This is a genomic window from Stenotrophomonas sp. TWI169 (assembly GCF_039674705.1).
GTDB lineage: Bacteria > Pseudomonadota > Gammaproteobacteria > Xanthomonadales > Xanthomonadaceae > Stenotrophomonas > Stenotrophomonas maltophilia_P.
Genome location: NZ_JBDJOB010000018.1, coordinates 1 through 18238, shown reverse-complemented (window position 1 = coordinate 18238; position 18238 = coordinate 1). Strand labels below are relative to the sequence as shown.

Genomic DNA, 18238 nt, shown 5'->3' with positions numbered 1-18238 from the left:
GGCTCACTCCGCGCGCGGCTTCTTTGCCGCCGGCTCGTTGGAAGAAGAATTCTTGTTCGGCTTCGGACGCTTCGGTGCCGGACCGGTCGGCTTGCTCGGGGCCAGCCCCAGCGCCACCCAGTCGGGCAGGATCCGTGCCTTGTCGATGTTGTCCGCCGACACGACCACTTCGGCCTTGTCGACGATGAAGGTGATGGTGCCCGCAGCCTCGTCGGTCGCTTCGATACGGCCCTGCAGGCGACGTCGGTTGTCCTGCGGCAGCTTCAGGGTGACCTTGGCCGACTCCCCCAGGTGGCGAGTGAACTGCTCCAGGTTGAACAGCGGACGATCGACGCCCGGCGAGGACACTTCCAGCGTGTAGTTGCCGCTGATCGGGTCTTCGACGTCCAGCTGCGCCGACACTTCGCGGCTGACCCGCTCGCAGTCGTCGACATTGATGATGCGCTCGGGCTGTTCAGCCAGCGGCACATCGATGTAAAGGCGCAGGGTCGCACCGCCGGGGGCCGGCAGATACTCAACGCCCAGCAGCTCCAGGCCCAGCGACACAACGGTCGGGGCGAGCAGATTCGCGATGTCGGTTGCCTTGTCGCTCACAGCCTGCCTTGATCTCTTGGTTGGGTGCCGGCCATGGCCGGCGTGAACATGACGCCCCGGAAACGACAAAGGGCCCGCAGGGCCCCTTTTTCCGGAAAGACTCCGGTGACTGGATTCCGGTTGCAGCACGCCGCGAAGGCATGTTGCGAGCCCTCCTTCCGGGTGAGGTCTCCCCAGGGGAGCGCCGCCTTCAGGGGTACTGCTTAGGCCGATGATGATAGCGGCTGCACCGCGCTGGTGCAAGGCAGGGACCCGGGGTCAGATCCCTTTTCCACGGAAAAAGGGATCTGACCCCGAACACGTGGAAAGCACACAGACCCCAAAGAAAAACGCCTTCGAAGCAGGACTTCGAAGGCGATCTCTTTACTTGGTAGCGGGGGCAGGATTTGAACCTGCGACCTTCGGGTTATGAGCCCGACGAGCTGCCAGACTGCTCCACCCCGCATCAGAAGCGGAATCATGAGGCATAAGTGCAATAAATGCAAGCTTTCCCTCATTCATCAAGCCGGATGGCGCCGGCCCGATGTTGGTAGCGGGGGCAGGATTTGAACCTGCGACCTTCGGGTTATGAGCCCGACGAGCTGCCAGACTGCTCCACCCCGCACCGGAAGTGTTTGAACTGCTGCCCCACCCTGACGAGGGGGCCATTGCAACGATGTTCTGGCTGAACCGCTGCAGTGACAACTCAGGCTGCGCATATTACACGAATCGCGCAGCTTTGTGTCAACTTTTATGCAAGATGCGCAAAAGCCTGCTGGCACCAGACCATGATCGGGTTCCAGGCCAGGCCCAGGGCCAGCAGCGCCAGCGCGTTCACGCCCAGCACCAGGCCCAGCACGCGGTCGTTGCCGCGCGGAATGGCCTCGCCCACCGGCTCATCGAAGTACATGACCTTGATGACCCGCAGGTAGTAGAAGCAGCCGACCACTGCGCACAGCACGCCGAGGATCGCCAGCCACAGCAGGCCGCCGTTGACGGCCGCACCCAGCACCGCCAGCTTGGTCCAGAAGCCGAGGAACGGCGGAATGCCCGCCAGCGACGCCATGATGCACAGCACCAGGCCGGCCATCCACGGGTTGCGGGCGTTCAGGCCCTTGAAGTCCTCGATGTTCTCGGCCTCGAAGCCGGCACGCGACAGCGCGATGATCGCGCCGAAGGCAGCGGTGGACATGATGGCGTAGGCCAGCGCATAGAACAGCGCGGCAGCGTAGCCCTGCGAGCCACCACCGGCGATGCCCATCAGCAGGAAGCCGATGTGCGAGACGGTGGAGAACGCCAGCATGCGCTTGAGATTGCTCTGCGCGATCGCCATCAGGTTGCCGATCACCAGCGATACGGCGGCCAGGCCGGCGATCAGCAGCTGCAGCTCGGTCGACAGCGGACCCACGCCCATTTCCAGCAGGCGGTAGGCCATGCCGAACGCAGCCAGCTTCGGTGCCGAGCTGATGAACAGCGCGATCGGCGCCGGCGCACCCTGGTAGACGTCCGGCAGCCACATGTGGAACGGTGCCGCACCCAGCTTGAAGGCCACGCCCGCGATCATGAACACCGCGCCGGTGATCAGCAGCACGCGCTCTTCGGAATGCGGGATGGCATCGCGGATCACGTCCAGGTGCAGGCTGCCGGTGGCGCCGTAGATCAGCGACATGCCATACAGCAGCAGGCCGGAGGCAAGCGAACCGAGCACGATGTACTTCATCGCCGCTTCCGAGGCCAGGCCGCTGTCGCGGTTGCTGGCCACCAGCGCATACGAGCACAGCGCCAGCAGTTCCAGGCCCAGGTAGACCATCAGCAGGCTGCCGGCCGAGACCAGGATCATCATGCCGGCCGTGCCGAACAGGATCAGCACCGGGATCTCGCCCTGGAACAGGTTGCGGTCGCGCAGGTAGCGCCAGCCGTACACGAGGGTCAGGCCGCTGAGCAGCACGATCCCGGTCTTCATCACGTCCGCGGCGGTATCGCGCACGAACATGCCATGGAAGACCTCTCCCTGCCCGCCCACGCCGGTCGCCAGCATGAACAGCACGACGGCCAGTGCAGCAACCGAGAACAGGTGGGTGACGATCTTGTTCCGCTCGCTGACGAACAGGTCGAGGATCATCAGGGCGAAGGCGCTGCCGATCAGCACCAGCTCGGGGGCGAGCGGAGGCAGGTCAGCAGCGGTCAATGGCAGCAGCGGCGAGGTGGTCATCATCAAATCCTGGAATTACAGCAGCTTGCTGGATGCGATCTGCATCGCCAGCTTCGCGATCGAGGGCTCCATCAGGTCGGTCAGCGGCTTGGGGTAGATGCCCAGGGCAAGCACGCCGATGGCGAACACGCCCAGCACCAGCCATTCGCGGCCGTTGATGTCCTTCAGTTCGGCGACATGGCTGTTGGCCACTTCGCCGAAGAAGATGCGCTTGTACAGCCACAGGGTATAGGCCGCACCGATGATCAGGGTGGTGGCCGCGCCCAGGGCGATCCACGGGTTACGCTGGAAGGCGGACAGGATGACCATGAACTCGCCGACGAAACCGCTGGTGCCCGGCAGGCCCGCATTGGCCATGAAGAACAGCATGGCGAAGGTGGCGAACCAGGGCATCACATTGACCACACCGCCGTAATCGGCGATGCGGCGGCTGTGCATGCGGTCGTACAGCACGCCGACGCAGGAGAACATCGCACCCGACACGAAGCCGTGCGAGATCATCTGCACCATCGCGCCCTGCAGGCCCAGGCGGGCCGCATCGACGTTGCCGGCTTCACGCACCAGCCACAGGGCAATGAAGGTACCCAGGGTGACGAAACCCATGTGCGCGATCGACGAGTACGCGATCAGCTTCTTCATGTCGTCCTGGACCAGGGCGACCAGGCCAACGTAGATCACCGCGATCAGCGACAGCGCGATCACCAGCCAGGCCCACTCCAGCGAAGCATCCGGCACGATCGGCAGGTTGAAGCGCAGGAAGCCGTAACCACCGATCTTCAGCGCGATGGCGGCCAGGATCACCGAACCGGCGGTCGGCGCTTCCACGTGCGCATCCGGCAGCCAGGTGTGCACCGGGAACATCGGCACCTTGACCGCGAAGGCGATCAGGAAGGCGAAGAAGATCCAGGTCTGCTCCTTGGCCGTCAGCGGCAGCGCGTACAGATCGGCCAGCTGGAAGCTGCCGCCCTTCATGTACAGGTAGATCAGCGCCACCAGCATCAGCACGGAGCCGAGGAAGGTGTAGAGGAAGAACTTCAGTGCGGCGTAGATGCGACGCGGGCCACCCCAGACACCGATGATGAGGAACATCGGGATCAGCATCGCTTCGAAGAACACGTAGAACAGCATCGCGTCCGTCGCGGCGAAGATGCCGACGGTGACGCCTTCCAGGATCAGGAAGGCCGCCACGTACTGGTTGACGCGCTTGTCGATCGCGCTCCAGGCACCGATCAGGGCAAGCACGCTGACCAGGGTGGTCAGCAGGATCAGCGCCACGGCGATGCCGTCCACGCCCAGGTTGTAGCCGATCTTGTACGCCGGGATCCACGCATGGGTCTCGACGAACTGCAGGCCATCGATGCCCGGGTTGTAGCCGCCCAGCAGCGAGAGGCTCGCCACGAAGGTCAGCACCGCCACGCCCAGCGACGCCCAGCGGGCGGTCTGAGCATCACGGATCGCAAGGATCAGGGCACCACCGATGATCGGCAGCCAGATGAGGACACTGAGTAGAGGCCAGTTCGACACGTCTTCTTATTCCGTACAGGTCATCAACGCAGGTAATGCATCAGCACGCCCAGCAGGGCAATCAGGCCGATGATCATCGCGAAGGCGTAGTGATAGAGGAAACCGGATTGGGTACGACGCAGCACGCCGGCTGCGACGTCCACAACACGTGCCGAGAGATTGACCACGCCGTCGACGATGTTGCTGTCGATCCAGCGCGAGACCCTGCCGAGCTTGACGCTGCCACCGGCAAAGCCATCGATCCACAGCTTGTCGAAGCCGTACTTGTTTTCCAGCACCGACACCAGCGGGGCGAAGGCCTTGCGTGCCTTGCCCGACAGGTCCGGCTTCCACAGGTAGAACAACGCGGCCAGCAGGAAGCCCGCCAGGGTCAGCCAGAACGGCGGCAGCATCATGCCGTGCAGCGCGAACGCCACCGGGCCATGGAACTCCTCGCCGAGGAAGGCCACGGTGTTCTTGGCCGGATCGTAGAAGTCGACGATGCCGGTGAAGAACGTGGTCGCCTGGCCCTTGATCGCCTCATGGGCGTGGTGGCCGGCCCAGTCGGTGCCGTGCAGCATCGGACCGATGCTGAAGAAGCCGATGGCGATCGACGGGATGGCCAGCAGGATCAGCGGCAGAGTGACCACCCACGGGGTCTCGTGCGGCTCGTGCGCGCCGTGGCCATGACCGTGGTCGTCATGGTGGGCGTCGGCATGGTGCGCATCGGCGGCATGGTGATCGTCATGGCCGTGGCCATGATCGTCATGCGCGTCGCGGAAGCGCTCCTTGCCATGGAAGGTCATGAACAGCAGGCGGAAGCTGTAGAAGCTGGTCACCAGCACGCCGCCCAGCACCGCCCAGTAGCCATAGGTGGCCACCCAGCTGCCCTGGATATGGGCATGGATCTCGGCGGCCTCGATGATGGTGTCCTTCGAGTAGAAACCGGAGAAGAACGGCGTACCGACCAGGGCCAGGGTACCGATCCACATGGTGATGAAGGTGATCGGCATGTACCTGCGCAGGCCGCCCATCTTGCGCATGTCCTGCTCGTGGTGCATGGCGATGATGACCGAACCGGCGCCGAGGAACAGCAGCGCCTTGAAGAAGGCGTGGGTCATCAAGTGGAACACGGCAGCCGAATAGGCCGAAACACCCAGCGCCACGGTCATGTAGCCCAGCTGCGACAGCGTCGAGTACGCGACCACGCGCTTGATGTCGTTCTGCACGATACCGATCAGGCCGGTGAAGAAGGCCGTGGTGGCACCGATGAACAGGATGAAGTCCAGCGCGGTCTGCGACAGCTCGAACAGCGGCGACATGCGGGTGACCATGAAGATACCGGCGGTCACCATGGTCGCGGCGTGGATCAGCGCCGAGATCGGCGTCGGGCCCTCCATCGAATCCGGCAGCCACACGTGCAGCGGGACCTGGGCCGACTTGCCCATGGCGCCGATGAACAGGCAGATGCAGATCAGGGTGGCGATCGACCAGATCACCGGCTCGTTCAGCAGCTGCATCCCGAACAGGGTGCCGTCCCAGATCTGCAGCTGGGCGCGCGGGTCGGCCAGCATGCTGGCCTGCGAGAATACCTCGGAGTAGTCCAGGGTGCCGAACACCCACAGCACGCCGGCGATACCCAGCAGGAAGCCGAAGTCACCGACGCGGTTGACCAGGAACGCCTTCATGTTGGCGAAGATCGCTGTCGGGCGCTTGAACCAGAAGCCGATCAGCAGGTACGACACCAGGCCCACCGCTTCCCAGCCGAAGAACAGCTGCAGGAAGTTGTTGCTCATCACCAGGGTGAGCATCGAGAAGGTGAACAGCGAGATGTAGCTGAAGAAGCGCTGGTAGCCCGGATCGTCCTGCATGTAGCCGATCGTGTAGATGTGGACCAGCAGCGACACGAAGGTCACCACCACCATCATCATCGCGGTCAGCTTGTCGACCATGAAACCGACGTGGGCCGAGTACTGGCCGACTTCGAAGAAGGTGTAGACGTTCTGGTTGAACGGCTGCGCCCCGCCCCACAGCAGCTGGTAGAGCGTGTACATCGACAGGCCGCACGCAACCGCAACGCCGAGGATGGTGATGGTCTGCGCGCCGAAGCGCTTGACCTGGCGACCGAACAGGCCGGCGATGATGCTGCCGAACAGCGGTGCAAGCACCACTGCGATCAACAGACTCTTGGAGAGAGTGATTTCCATCTGTGGATCAGCCCTTCAGCGAATCGACTTCGCCGACATTGATCGTGCGGCGGGTACGGAACAGGGTCACCAGGATCGCCAGGCCGATGGCGGCCTCGGCAGCGGCGACGGTCAGGATGAAGAACACGAACAGCTGGCCGGATGGATCGCCCAGCTGGCGCGAGAATCCGACGAAGTTGATGTTCACCGACAGCAGCATCAACTCGATGGACATCAGCAGCACGATGATGTTCTTGCGGTTGAGGAAGATGCCGGCAAGGCTGATGCAGAACAGCACCGCGCCCAGCGCCAGGATATGGCCCAGAGTGATCATGCCTTGGTCTCCTCTTCGCCCGCCGCAGGCGTGCTGTTGCTGTGCACCACCGGCTGCTCGGCACTCATCTTGACCACGCGCAGGCGATCGTGCGCCTTGACCATGGTCTGCTGCGTCGGGTTCTGGGTCTTCAGGCCTTCGCGGCGACGCAGGGTCAGCATCACCGCGGCCACCACGGCCACGGTCAGGATGACGGCGGCGAACTCGAACGGCAGCAGGTACTCGGTGAACAGGCTGCGGGCCAGCCAGGTGACGTTGGACGTGTCAGCGGCCAGAGCGGCGGCATTGTCGGACGGGAACGGGTTGACCGCCCTGCCCTTGACGCCGATCAGCATCAGCATCTGCACCAGCATCGCCACGGCCACGACCAGGCCGACCGGCAGGTAACGCACCCAGCCCTCACGCAGGTTCGACGGATCGATGTCGAGCATCATCACCACGAACAGGAACAGCACCATCACCGCGCCGACGTAGACCAGCACCAGCGCCACACCGAGGAACTCGGCGCCCACCAGCAGCCACACGCAGGCAACGGAGAAGAAGGTCAGCACCAGGCACAGAACGGCATGCACGGGGTTGCGCACGCTGATCACCGCCGCGGCGGAGATGCCGGCCACGATGGCGAAGACCCAGAAAGCGATATTTACCCAATCCATCTCTCGACCTCAGCGGTAAGCGGCATCGGCGGCGCGACGCTCGGCGATCTCGGATTCGAGACGGTCGCCCAGGGCCAGCAGCTGCGGCTTGGTAACGATGTTTTCGCCACGATTCTCGAAGTGGTACTCGAGGATGTGGGTTTCGACGATCGAGTCCACCGGGCAGCTTTCCTCACAGAAGCCGCAGAAGATGCACTTGAACAGGTCGATGTCGTAGCGGGTGGTGCGGCGGGTGCCGTCCTCGCGCTTGGCCGAATCGATGGTGATGGCCAGCGCCGGGCAGACCGCCTCGCACAGCTTGCAGGCGATGCAGCGCTCTTCACCGTTGGGATAGCGGCGCAGCGCATGCAGGCCACGGAAGCGCGGCGACTGCGGGAACTTCTCCATCGGGTACATCATCGTGTACTTCGGCCTGACGCTGTACTTCAGCGTCAGCCAAAGGCCGGCCAGCAGTTCGAGCAGCAGCAGGCTCTTGAAGTAATGGGTAATCCTGTTCATCACTTTAGACGCCCTTTTGAATCACGCCGAAGAACACCATGACGGCGGTGACCGCGATCCAGAAAATGGTCAGCGGAATGAAGACCTTCCAGCCCAGGCGCATGATCTGGTCGTAGCGGAAGCGCGGGAAGCTGGCACGGAACCAGATGTAGGCACTGGCGAAGAAGAACACCTTGACGAACAGCCACGGCGCGCCACCCTTCCAGATCCAGTCGACCAGCGGCGACACAGTGCCCGGATCGACCCAGCCCTGGATCGGGCTCAGCCAGCCACCGAGGAAGAAGATCGAGATCAGGAAACTGATCAGTATCATGTTCGCGTACTCGGCCAGGAAGAACAGCGCGAACGCGCCGCCCGAGTACTCGACCATGTGGCCAGCGACGATTTCCGACTCGCCTTCCACCACGTCGAACGGCGCACGGTTGGTCTCGGCCACGCCGGACACCCAGTACACGACGAACAGCGGGAACAGCGGAATCAGGAACCAGTCGAAGAAGCCGGAACTGCCGGCCTGGGCCATCACGATGTTGCTCAGGTTCAGGCTGCCCGAAGCGATCATGACGCCGACCAGGGCGAAGCCCATCGCGATTTCGTAGCTGATCATCTGCGCCGAGGCACGCATCGCACCCAGGAACGCATACTTCGAGTTGGACGCCCAGCCGGCCAGGATGATGCCGTAGATGCCCAGCGAGGTCATCGCCAGCAGGTACAGCAGGCCGGCATTGGCGTTGGACAGCACGATCTGCGAATCGAACGGAATCACCGCCCAGGCCGCGAACGCCGGGGCCAGGGTGATCAGCGGTGCCAGCAGGTAGATCGCCTTGTTGGCGTTGCTCGGCTGGACCACTTCCTTGAACAGCAGCTTGAAGACGTCGGCGAAGGCCTGGAAGATGCCCATGCCCACGTACATCGGGCCATGGCGGACGTGCATCCAGCCGATCAGCTTGCGTTCCCAGACCACGTAGAAGGCCACCGAGACGATCACCGGTACGGTGATCACCAGGATCTTCAGGATGATCCAGAGCAGCGCGCCGATGTCACCGAGGCCGAGCAGCCACTGGTGCAGCGGATCGACCGCGTTCAACAGCAATTCGTTCATGCAGCCACCACCGTTACGCGAGCGGCACCCAGCGGCGCGGTCGCGCCGTGGCCCGATTCAATCCAGACCGAACCCGCAGCGACGCGGGCGTCGACCACCACCGGCAGGGTGGCGCGACCGGCATCGGTGCCGACCTTGGCCATCTGCCCTTCCTGCAGCTGCAGGCGTGCGGCATCTTCCGTGTTGAGGACGATGCGCGGGGCGTTGTTCAGCGGATGCGACTGCAGCGCCGGAGCGCGGCGGACCACGGCATCGGTGCGGTAGATCGCCGCCGTCGAGGCCACTTCCAGGCCTTCGCCTGCAACGGCCGGCTGGGCCGACGCAGCCACGGTGACCGATACCGGTGCCAGGCTGGCACGCAGGCCCGCCAGATCGATGAAGTCGAAACCGGCCACCGCCAGCTCACCGCCCAGCGCACGCAGGACGCGCCAGCCTTCGCGGGCCTCGCCCGGCAGCTTGCCACCGGCACGGGCCGACTGTTCGCGGCCATCGAGGTTGGTCAGGGTGGCGTCGATTTCCGGCAGCGCACCGATCGGCAGGATCACATCGGCGACGTCGCGGGTCGAGGCGCAGGCGAAGTGGCTGAACGCCACGACCTGGGCACCGGCCAGCGCCTTGCGCGCGGCAGGCGCATCGGCGAAGTCCAGGCCCGGCTCCAGGCCGTACACCACGTAGGCCTGGCGCGGCTGCGCCAGCATCGCGGCGACGTCCCTGCCGGCCGGCAGCACGCCCGCACGGGTCAGGCCGACAGCGTTGGCGCCCTGCGGAATGCGGCACAGGCGGGCACCGGTGGCGGTGGCGAAATCACGCGCGGCGGCGCGGATCGCGGCAGCCTGCGGGTGGTTCTCGGCGATGGCACCGACGATCAGCACGGTGTTGCTGCCACCCTGCACCGCCGAACGCAGCTCGGCGTTGGCCAAGGCATCGACGAACTGCGACGGTGCGACGATCTGCTTGCCGGCGATGCTGAAGGCGAAGTCGAAGTCGACCGGGTTGACGACGTGGATCTTCGCGCCGTTCTGGGTCTGCGCCTTGCGCAGGCGGGCATGCAGCAGCGGCAGTTCATGGCGGATGTTGCTGCCCAGAACCACGATGCGGTCAGCGCCTTCGATCTCCGCCAGCGGCAGGCCGAACACTTCGGCGGTGGCGGCGTCGGAGAAATCGCGGTTGTTGATGCGGTGATCGATGTTGCCCGAACCCAGGCCCTTGGCCAGGCGCGCCAGCAGAGTGCCTTCCTCGTTGGAGGTCGACGGGTGCACCAGCACGCCCAGGGTGTCGCCCTGGTTCGCCTTCAGGATGTCGGCGGCAGCGGCCAGGCCTTCGGCCCAGCTCACTTCCTTCCACTCGCCGTTGACCTTGCGCAGCGGCTTGACCGCACGGTCTTCGCTGTACAGGCCCTGGTGCGAGTAGCGGTCGCGGTCGGACAGCCAGCATTCGTTGACCGCTTCGTTGTCGCGCGGCACCGAACGCAGCACTTCACCGCGGCGCACATGCAGGAACAGGTTCGACCCCATCGCGTCGTGGTAACCCAGCGACTCGCGCGCGGTCAGCTCCCACGGACGGGCACGGAACTGGAACACCTTGTTGGTCAGCGCGCCGACCGGGCAGACGTCGACGACGTTGCCGGACAGTTCGGTGGTCAGGGGCTTGCCGTCGTAAGTACCGATCTGCAGGTTCTCGCCGCGGTACATGCCACCCAGTTCATAGGTGCCCGCCACTTCGGCGGTGAAACGGACGCAGCGGGTGCACTGGATGCAGCGGGTCATCTCGGTGGCGACCAGCGGACCCATGTCCTCGTCCGGGACCACGCGCTTGCGCTCGTTGAAGCGGCTGACCGAACGGCCATAGCCCAGCGACACGTCCTGCAGCTCGCACTCGCCGCCCTGATCGCAGATCGGGCAGTCCAGCGGATGGTTGATGAGCAGGAACTCCATCACCGAGCGCTGGAACTTCAGCGCCTTCTCGCTGCGGGTGGCGACCTTCATGCCGTCCATCACCGGCGTGGCGCAGGCCGGCGCCGGCTTCGGCGACTTCTCCACGTCCACCAGGCACATGCGGCAGTTGGCGGCGATCGGCAGCTTCTCGTGGTAGCAGAAGCGCGGAATCGGAATGCCGGCCTTGTCGGCGGCCTGGATGATCATCGAACCCTTGGGCACGACCAGGGACTTGCCATCGATCTCGATGGTCACATGGTCCGGTGGCACGTTCGGGTTTACGGGTTGCGCGCTCATGCGGCGGCTGCCTCCACCTTCTTGCCGTCAACCATCGAATGACCGTTGACGATGTAGTACTCGAATTCGTCCCAGAACTGGCGCAGGAAGCCCTGGATGGGCCATGCCGCCGCTTCGCCGAACGCACAGATGGTGTGGCCTTCGATCTGGCCGGCCACCGCCTTCAGCTGGTGCAGGTCCTCCATCGTGGCCTTGCCGGCGACGATGCGCTCGAGCACGCGGTGCATCCAGCCGGTGCCTTCACGGCACGGCGTGCACTGGCCGCAGGATTCCTTGTGGAAGAACTGGCTGATGCGGCAGGCGAACTTGACGCAGCACACGCTGTCATCCAGCACCACGACCGCCCCGGAACCCAGGCCGGAGCCCAGCGCACGGATGGTGTCGTAGTCCATCGGCAGGCCCTTCAGCTCCGCCGCGGTGAGCACCGGCATGGAGACGCCGCCCGGAATCGCACCCTTCAGGGTACGGCCCGGGCGCAGGCCACCGGCCATTTCCAGCAGCTCGTCGAAGGTGGTGCCGAGCGGCACTTCAAAGTTGCCGCCGTTCTGCACGCAGCCGGAGACCGAGAAGCACTTCGGGCCGCCATTGGCGGTCCGGCTCAGGCCCTTGAACCACTCCGGACCGTTGCGGATGATCGCCGGCACCGAGCCGTAGGTCTCGGTGTTGTTGATCGTCGACGGCTTGCCGTACAGGCCGAAGTTGGCCGGGAACGGCGGCTTGTAGCGCGGCTGTCCCTTCTTGCCTTCCAGCGATTCCATCAGCGCGGTTTCTTCGCCGCAGATGTAAGCACCGGCACCGAGAGCACCGTAGATGTCGATGTCCACGCCTGAGCCCAGCACGTTCTTGCCCAGCCAGCCGTTCGCGTAAGCGTCGGCCAGGGCCTGCTCGAAGTGCTCGAAAGGCTCGTGGTGGAACTCGCCGCGCAGGTAGTTGTAGCCCACGGTCGAACCGGTGGCGTAGCAGGCGATCGCCATGCCTTCCACCACCGAATGCGGGTTGTAACGCAGGATGTCGCGATCCTTGCAGGTGCCCGGCTCGGATTCATCCGAATTGCAGAGGATGTACTTCTGCATGTTGCCCTTGGGCATGAAGGACCACTTCAGGCCGGTCGGGAAGCCTGCGCCACCGCGGCCGCGCAGGCCGGAGGCCTTGACCATCTCGATGACCTGCTCCGGCGGGATCTTCTCTTCGAGGATCTTGCGCAGGGCAGCGTAGCCACCGGTCTTGAGGTAGCTTTCGTACGACCACGGAGTGTCGTAATGCAGGGTGGTGTAGACCACCTGGTGCGGCAGCGGAGCGGGACCGACCGGGCCCTTGGATTCGTGGTGATGTGCCATGCCCTTACTCCAGCCCGTCCAGCAGCTCGTCGACCTTTTCCAGGGTCAGACGCTCATGGTAGTGACCGTTGATGACCATCATCGGCGCACCGCCGCAGCCGGCCAGGCACTCTTCCTCGCGCTTGAGGTAGACGCGGCCGTCCGGGGTCGATTCGCCGTGCTTGATGCCCAGCTTCTTCTCGCAGTGGCGCACGATGTCCTCGGCGCCATTGAGCCAGCAGCTGATGTTGGTGCAGATGGCCACGTTGTTGCGGCCCACCTTCTCGGTCTCGAACATCGAGTAGAAGCTGGCGACCTCGTAGGCCCACACCGGCGGCAGGTCCAGGTACTTGGCCACGCCGGCGATCAGCTCGTCGGTCAGCCAGCCCTCATTCTGCTCCTGGGCCGCATGCAGGCCCTGCAGCACGGCAGAGCGCTTGCGGTCCGGCGGGAACTTGGACAGCCAGTGATCGATGTGAGCGCGGGTCTTGTCGCTCAGCACCACCATCGGGTCGACGTCGCGCGCCGCCTCGAAATTACCTGTCGCCTTCATCGGCCGACCTCAGCGAAATGCATAACGTGAAATTCCAGGAACTGCGGCGCCGGCTTGCGCCGGCTGCCTGCAGCAGGCGTTGGCGTGGCAGACGGCATTACCGGTCAACCTCGCCGAACACCAGATCGTAGGTACCGATCATCGCCACCACGTCGGCCAGCATGTGGCCGCGCACGACCGAGTCGATCGAGGACAGGTGGGCGAAGCCCGGCGCACGCAGGTGCACGCGGAAGGGCTTGTTGGCGCCGTCGGAAACCAGGTAGCAGCCGAACTCACCCTTCGGGGCCTCCACCGCCGAGTAGGTCTCGCCGGCCGGCACGCAGTAGCCTTCGCTGAACAGCTTGAAGTGGTGGATCAGCGCTTCCATGTCGTCCTTCATGTCCTCGCGGCTGGGCGGAGCGACCTTGAAGTTCTTGACCATGACCGGGCCGGGGTTGGCCTTCAGCCATGCCACGCACTGCTTGATGATGCGGTTGGACTCACGCATCTCGGCGACGCGGACCAGATAACGGTCGTAGCAGTCGCCTTCCTTGCCCAGCGGAATGTCGAAATCAACGGCATCGTACTTGGCATACGGACGCTTCTTGCGCAGATCCCAGGCGATGCCCGAGCCGCGCAGCATGACGCCGGTCATGCCCCACTGGTGCGCCAGTTCCGGGGTGACCACGCCGATGCCGACGGTGCGCTGCTTCCAGATGCGGTTGTCGGTCAGCAGGGTTTCGTACTCGTCGACGCGACCCGGGAACTCATTGGTGAAGTTCTCCAGGAAATCCAGCAGCGAGCCCTCGCGCGAAGCATTGAGCTGCTTCAGCGCCTTGCCCTTGTGCCAACGGGATTCCTTGTACTTCGGCATGTGGTCCGGCAGGTCGCGGTAGACACCGCCCGGACGGTAGTACGCCGCGTGCATGCGCGCGCCGGAAACCGCTTCGTAGCAGTCCATCAGCTCTTCGCGCTCGCGGAAGGCATACAGCATCACCGCCATCGCGCCCAGGTCGAGCGCGTTGGAACCCAGCCACATCAGGTGGTTGAGGATGCGGGTGATCTCGTCGTACATGGTACGGATGTACTGCGCACGCTCCGGCGCTTCGATGCCCATCAGGGTCTCGATCGCGCGCACGTAGGCGTGCTCGTTGCACATCATCGACACGTAATCCAGGCGATCCATGTAACCGATCGACTGGTTGAACGGCTTGGACTCGGCCAGCTTCTCGGTACCACGATGCAGCAGGCCGACGTGCGGGTCGGCGCGCATGATGGTCTCGCCGTCCATCTCCAGGATCAGGCGCAGCACGCCATGCGCGGCCGGATGCTGCGGGCCGAAGTTCATGGTGTAGTTGCGGATTTCCTGCCGGCTTTCGGCGGCATTGCTGGCGAACGCTTCGCCGGCCTGGTGTACGTGGCTCACTTCACTGCCTCCTGCGCGCGCTCGCCGGCTGCGGTCTGCAGACGGGCGTCGTCGCGGATCACGCGCGGCACGCCGACACGCGGCTCCACCGAGGTGACCGGTTCGTAGATCACGCGCTTCTTTTCTTCGTCGTAGCGCACTTCGACATTGCCGATCAGCGGGAAGTCCTTGCGGAACGGATGGCCGACGAAACCGTAGTCGGTCAGGATCCGGCGCAGGTCCGGGTGGCCTTCGAAGATCACGCCATACAGATCGAACGCTTCGCGCTCGAACCAGTTCAGGCCCGGCCAGATGCCGGTCAGCGAGGACACCACCGGCAGCGCTTCGTCAGGTGCGAAGCAGCGCAGGTGCATCATCAGGTTGTGCTGGTACGAGCGCAGCTGCGCCACCACGGCAAAGCGCTGGGTCGGCATGTGCTGCGGGCGAGCGCCTTCGGCACTCTCCTCGCTGGGGAACTCGCCCCACGCGAAGCGGCCCTGCGCCTTGCCCTCGACGCCGCGGCTGAAGCCGTGCGAGGACACGTCGGCGGTGTCCCATTCGTCGGAGCCATAGCCCAGGTAGTCCACGCCGCAGAGGTCCACGGCCTGCTCGAAACCAAACTCGTCACGCAGCGCCAGGGCGGTGGCGTGCCACTCGGCGGCAGGCACTTCCAGCGTCACTTCGCCGCGGGGTTCGACCACGATGACCTTCGCACCAGCGAAACGTGCGGAGAGTCGGTCGATGAAGGATGCTTGCTCTGCCATGGGGGCTTGGCGCGCTCTTGTCAGGTGAAGGGGTCAGCGGGCGATGGTCTGTGTACGCCAGATCTTCTTCTGCAGCTGCAGGATCCCGTACACCAGCGCCTCGGCGGTCGGCGGGCAGCCCGGGACGTAGACGTCCACCGGCACCACGCGATCACAGCCGCGCACGACAGAATAGGAATAGTGGTAATAACCACCGCCATTGGCACAGCTGCCCATGGAGATCACCCACTTGGGGTCGGGCATCTGGTCGTAGACCTTGCGCAGTGCCGGGGCCATCTTGTTGACCAGCGTACCGGCGACGATCATCACGTCGGACTGGCGCGGCGACGGGCGGAACACCACGCCGTAACGGTCCAGGTCCAGGCGCGCGGCGCCGGCGTGCATCATCTCCACGGCACAGCAGGCCAGGCCGAAGGTCATCGGCCACATCGAGCCGGTACGCGCCCAGTTCAGCAGGGCGTCGACGCTGGTGGTGACGAAGCCTTTTTCCAGCAGGGGATTGTCGCCTTCCGGCCGCAGGATGTCATCAACCCGCCCTTCCGGGGTCGGATTGTTCATCAGGCCATCGAGCGTCTGAATCACTCCCATTCCAGCGCTCCCTTCTTCCAGACGTAAATGAAACCGAGGAACAGCATGCCGACGAACAGGCCCATGGTGACCAGCGAACGGGCACCCAGCTCCATGAAGACCTGGGTCCACGGCACGATGAAGATGATTTCCAGGTCGAAGACGATGAACTGGATCGCGATCAGGTAATAGCGCACATCGAACTTCATGCGCGCGTCTTCGAACGCCTCGAAGCCGCACTCGTACGGCGAGAGCTTTTCCAGATCAGGGCGGCGGGGACCGAGGAGTCGGCCGACCAGCATCAGCACGACGCCGATACCGGTGGCAACGATCAGAAACAGCAGAGACGGCAAATATTCGGCCAGCACAGCGATTCTCTCTTGCCTCTGCCGCTGCGCCTGCAGGCGCTTTGGCATGGGGGAGTGGACGGGAATCGCCCTGGCGCATTGCGCGCCAGGTGAACCCGCTTTACTTACAAATGGTGCCCAAGAGGGGACTCGAACCCCTACGACTTGCGTCGCTACCACCTCAAGGTAGTGCGTCTACCAATTCCGCCACCTGGGCAAACGATCACATCAGACTATCTTCCCGATGCGCCGCGTATTGTAACCGGCTTCAGTCTTTCTGGGAGCCTTCCGACGGCTTTTCTTCACCAGAAACCGAAGATTCCGCCTGAGCCGGCACAGTCGCCGCCGGAACCGGGGCTGCCGGGACCTCATCGGCCTTCGGAATGGCCGGCAGTTCGCCTGCAGGGGCGGCCGGAGCGCTGGCCGCCGGGGCGGACATCAGACCCAGGTCCTGCTCGGCGGCAGGACGGCTGCCGTGGCCGGCATACCAGGCCATGAAGAGACTGATGCCGAAGAACACCACGGCCAGCCACTTGGTCGACTTGGACAGGAAGTTCGAGGCGCCACGCGCACCGAACACCGTTCCCGAGGCACCGGCACCAAAGCCCGAACCAGCCGCTGCGCCCGAGCCACGCTGCATCAGGATCAGCGCGATCATGGCTACGGCAACCAGCACGTAGACGACATTGAGGATCAACATCAGCATTGGAAATCCGCCCTCGGACAATACTTCTAGGATTTAGTTCGCGGCCGCCGCCTTCGCGATGGCCAGGAAGTCCGCGGCCACCAGGGAGGCGCCACCGACCAGCCCACCATCGACATCCGGCTGCGCGAACAGTTCCCCGGCATTGTCGGGCTTCACGCTGCCGCCGTAAAGAATGGGCAGTGAATCAGCAATTCTAGCATCGATGCGCGCGACTTCGCCACGGATGAACGCGTGCACCTGCTGCGCCTGCTCCTTGCTCGCGGTGCGGCCGGTGCCGATCGCCCAGACCGGCTCGTAGGCGACCACGGCGCTGGCGAAGCCGTCGGCACCGACGAGATCCAGCACCGGCGCCAGCTGGCTGGCGATGACCGATTCGGTCTGTCCGGCCTCGCGCTGCTCCAGGGTCTCCCCCACGCACAGTACCGGCACCAGGCCGGCATGCAGGGCAGCGGCGAACTTGCGGGCAACCAGTTCGCTGCTCTCGTGGTGGTACTGGCGACGCTCGGAATGTCCAACCAGGCCGTAACGGGCACCGACCTCGTGCAGCATGGCCGCGCACACTTCGCCGGTGTAGGCCCCCTTCTCGTTGCTGCTCACGTCCTGGGCACCGAAGGTCATGCCGGTCGCGCCGAACTTCTCGACCAGCTCGCCCAGGTACGGCAGCGGCGGCAGGATGACGACATCGACCCCGTCCAGCGGCAGCCCCGCAGCCACCTGCCCCAGCAGTTCATTGGCGAATTGACGGCTGCCATGCAGCTTCCAGTTTCCGGCGACGATCTTGCGGCGCATGAGCGGGTGGCTCCTGTGTGAAGTCAGCCGGTCATGATACCCGTTACGGCAAAAATCCGTTTCCGTGTAAGCGGTTACATGGATTTCCAGCCAACGGCGCGGCCCCTCGTGGCGGGGGTGGGGTTGGTCGCGGGGAGCCCCGGGTAGTTGATCGGCCTGGCCGGGCGGGCGGGACTGCGCAGGGGACGCTGCAAGTACGTCCCTGTAAGCTCGGTCGCCGCATCCATGCGGCTCACGCCCCTGCGCAGCCCCACCCGCCCGGCTTCTGACACATTCCGGCGGTTCCGCCCGCCACGGAAAGAGAAAAGAAGATCAAAGGCAAAAGCGGCATTGCGGGTGACTGCCGGGGTCAGATCCGGATCTGACCCCTGCCCCACCTCGGTGTGACAGATCTCATCCATCCGTCACCGGGAAACTGTCGAAGGCGGGGAGGTGTCGGATGGCGGGGTGTGCGGGGCCTGGGTGGCGCGGCCCAGCCCCCCGGGCTGGGGTTAAGGCGGCCCCGCCCTCCCACGCCGCC

At 64.6% G+C, this 18238-nt stretch carries 17 protein-coding genes and 3 tRNA genes; all 20 read right to left on the bottom strand.

Features of this window, described 5'->3' with window-relative positions:
- Positions 1-3: 3 nt before the first annotated feature.
- The 20 genes from rimP to tpiA all read right to left on the bottom strand — a co-directional run bounded on the left by rimP (position 4) and on the right by tpiA (position 17718).
- Positions 4-594: a ribosome maturation factor RimP gene (rimP, locus tag ABE543_RS13960; protein WP_053518672.1), complete on the bottom strand. Its 591-nt coding sequence runs from the start codon at positions 592-594 to the stop codon at positions 4-6.
- 368 nt (positions 595-962) lie between these two features.
- A tRNA-Met gene (locus ABE543_RS13955) sits at positions 963-1039 on the bottom strand.
- Between the two features lie 82 nt (positions 1040-1121).
- Positions 1122-1198: transfer RNA gene (locus tag ABE543_RS13950), tRNA-Met, on the bottom strand.
- A gap of 126 nt (positions 1199-1324) precedes the next feature.
- Positions 1325-2785: an NADH-quinone oxidoreductase subunit NuoN gene (gene nuoN / locus ABE543_RS13945; protein ID WP_065181855.1), complete on the bottom strand. Its 1461-nt coding sequence runs from the start codon at positions 2783-2785 to the stop codon at positions 1325-1327.
- Between the two features lie 15 nt (positions 2786-2800).
- Positions 2801-4309: an NADH-quinone oxidoreductase subunit M gene (locus ABE543_RS13940; protein ID WP_053519919.1), complete on the bottom strand. Its 1509-nt coding sequence runs from the start codon at positions 4307-4309 to the stop codon at positions 2801-2803.
- Between the two features lie 23 nt (positions 4310-4332).
- Entirely contained in the window at positions 4333-6495 is a 2163-nt protein-coding gene (gene nuoL / locus ABE543_RS13935; protein ID WP_053519918.1) for an NADH-quinone oxidoreductase subunit L, read from the bottom strand.
- 7 nt (positions 6496-6502) lie between these two features.
- Positions 6503-6808 (bottom strand): NADH-quinone oxidoreductase subunit NuoK, encoded by a 306-nt coding sequence (gene nuoK / locus ABE543_RS13930; RefSeq protein WP_053519917.1) that lies wholly within the window; start codon positions 6806-6808, stop codon positions 6503-6505.
- Entirely contained in the window at positions 6805-7464 is a 660-nt protein-coding gene (locus ABE543_RS13925; protein ID WP_346475802.1) for an NADH-quinone oxidoreductase subunit J, read from the bottom strand. The genes nuoK and ABE543_RS13925 overlap by 4 nt, the downstream gene beginning before the upstream one ends.
- A gap of 9 nt (positions 7465-7473) precedes the next feature.
- On the bottom strand, positions 7474-7962 hold the full coding sequence (gene nuoI / locus ABE543_RS13920; RefSeq protein WP_053519915.1) for an NADH-quinone oxidoreductase subunit NuoI: 489 nt from the start codon (positions 7960-7962) through the stop codon (positions 7474-7476).
- 4 nt (positions 7963-7966) lie between these two features.
- A complete protein-coding gene (nuoH, locus tag ABE543_RS13915; RefSeq protein WP_053519914.1) occupies positions 7967-9061 on the bottom strand; it encodes an NADH-quinone oxidoreductase subunit NuoH in 1095 nt (364 codons plus the stop codon).
- Complete coding sequence (gene nuoG, locus ABE543_RS13910; RefSeq protein WP_262100388.1) at positions 9058-11292, bottom strand: NADH-quinone oxidoreductase subunit NuoG; 2235 nt, start codon at positions 11290-11292, stop codon at positions 9058-9060. The genes nuoH and nuoG overlap by 4 nt, the downstream gene beginning before the upstream one ends.
- Positions 11289-12629 (bottom strand): NADH-quinone oxidoreductase subunit NuoF, encoded by a 1341-nt coding sequence (nuoF, locus tag ABE543_RS13905; RefSeq protein ID WP_065175540.1) that lies wholly within the window; start codon positions 12627-12629, stop codon positions 11289-11291. The genes nuoG and nuoF overlap by 4 nt, the downstream gene beginning before the upstream one ends.
- A gap of 4 nt (positions 12630-12633) precedes the next feature.
- Complete coding sequence (gene nuoE, locus ABE543_RS13900; protein ID WP_006381132.1) at positions 12634-13161, bottom strand: NADH-quinone oxidoreductase subunit NuoE; 528 nt, start codon at positions 13159-13161, stop codon at positions 12634-12636.
- 97 nt (positions 13162-13258) lie between these two features.
- Positions 13259-14566 (bottom strand): NADH-quinone oxidoreductase subunit D, encoded by a 1308-nt coding sequence (locus ABE543_RS13895; RefSeq protein WP_053519911.1) that lies wholly within the window; start codon positions 14564-14566, stop codon positions 13259-13261.
- On the bottom strand, positions 14563-15309 hold the full coding sequence (locus ABE543_RS13890; RefSeq protein ID WP_065181852.1) for an NADH-quinone oxidoreductase subunit C: 747 nt from the start codon (positions 15307-15309) through the stop codon (positions 14563-14565). The genes ABE543_RS13895 and ABE543_RS13890 overlap by 4 nt, the downstream gene beginning before the upstream one ends.
- Positions 15310-15342: 33 nt before the next feature.
- On the bottom strand, positions 15343-15897 hold the full coding sequence (locus tag ABE543_RS13885) for an NADH-quinone oxidoreductase subunit B (RefSeq protein WP_005410463.1): 555 nt from the start codon (positions 15895-15897) through the stop codon (positions 15343-15345).
- Positions 15888-16244: an NADH-quinone oxidoreductase subunit A gene (locus ABE543_RS13880; protein WP_053519909.1), complete on the bottom strand. Its 357-nt coding sequence runs from the start codon at positions 16242-16244 to the stop codon at positions 15888-15890. The genes ABE543_RS13885 and ABE543_RS13880 overlap by 10 nt, the downstream gene beginning before the upstream one ends.
- Positions 16245-16355: 111 nt before the next feature.
- Positions 16356-16440, bottom strand: a tRNA-Leu gene (locus tag ABE543_RS13875).
- 51 nt (positions 16441-16491) lie between these two features.
- A complete protein-coding gene (secG, locus tag ABE543_RS13870; RefSeq protein ID WP_346475801.1) occupies positions 16492-16929 on the bottom strand; it encodes a preprotein translocase subunit SecG in 438 nt (145 codons plus the stop codon).
- A 33-nt stretch (positions 16930-16962) separates the two neighbouring features.
- On the bottom strand, positions 16963-17718 hold the full coding sequence (gene tpiA / locus ABE543_RS13865) for a triose-phosphate isomerase (protein WP_346475800.1): 756 nt from the start codon (positions 17716-17718) through the stop codon (positions 16963-16965).
- Positions 17719-18238 lie beyond the last annotated feature (520 nt).

Excerpts from the sequence above, each read along its gene's own strand:
- nuoN (WP_065181855.1), bottom strand. The coding sequence starts at position 2,785 with ATGACCACCTCGCCGCTGCTGCCATTGACCGCTGCTGACCTGCCTCCG.
- nuoL (WP_053519918.1), bottom strand. The coding sequence starts at position 6,495 with ATGGAAATCACTCTCTCCAAGAGTCTGTTGATCGCAGTGGTGCTTGCA.
- nuoK (WP_053519917.1), bottom strand. The coding sequence starts at position 6,808 with ATGATCACTCTGGGCCATATCCTGGCGCTGGGCGCGGTGCTGTTCTGC.
- ABE543_RS13925 (WP_346475802.1), bottom strand. The coding sequence starts at position 7,464 with ATGGATTGGGTAAATATCGCTTTCTGGGTCTTCGCCATCGTGGCCGGC.
- nuoI (WP_053519915.1), bottom strand. The coding sequence starts at position 7,962 with ATGAACAGGATTACCCATTACTTCAAGAGCCTGCTGCTGCTCGAACTG.
- nuoH (WP_053519914.1), bottom strand. The coding sequence starts at position 9,061 with ATGAACGAATTGCTGTTGAACGCGGTCGATCCGCTGCACCAGTGGCTG.
- nuoG (WP_262100388.1), bottom strand. The coding sequence starts at position 11,292 with ATGAGCGCGCAACCCGTAAACCCGAACGTGCCACCGGACCATGTGACC.
- nuoF (WP_065175540.1), bottom strand. The coding sequence starts at position 12,629 with ATGGCACATCACCACGAATCCAAGGGCCCGGTCGGTCCCGCTCCGCTG.
- nuoE (WP_006381132.1), bottom strand. The coding sequence starts at position 13,161 with ATGAAGGCGACAGGTAATTTCGAGGCGGCGCGCGACGTCGACCCGATG.
- ABE543_RS13890 (WP_065181852.1), bottom strand. The coding sequence starts at position 15,309 with ATGGCAGAGCAAGCATCCTTCATCGACCGACTCTCCGCACGTTTCGCT.
- ABE543_RS13885 (WP_005410463.1), bottom strand. The coding sequence starts at position 15,897 with ATGGGAGTGATTCAGACGCTCGATGGCCTGATGAACAATCCGACCCCG.
- secG (WP_346475801.1), bottom strand. The coding sequence starts at position 16,929 with ATGCTGATGTTGATCCTCAATGTCGTCTACGTGCTGGTTGCCGTAGCC.
- tpiA (WP_346475800.1), bottom strand. The coding sequence starts at position 17,718 with ATGCGCCGCAAGATCGTCGCCGGAAACTGGAAGCTGCATGGCAGCCGT.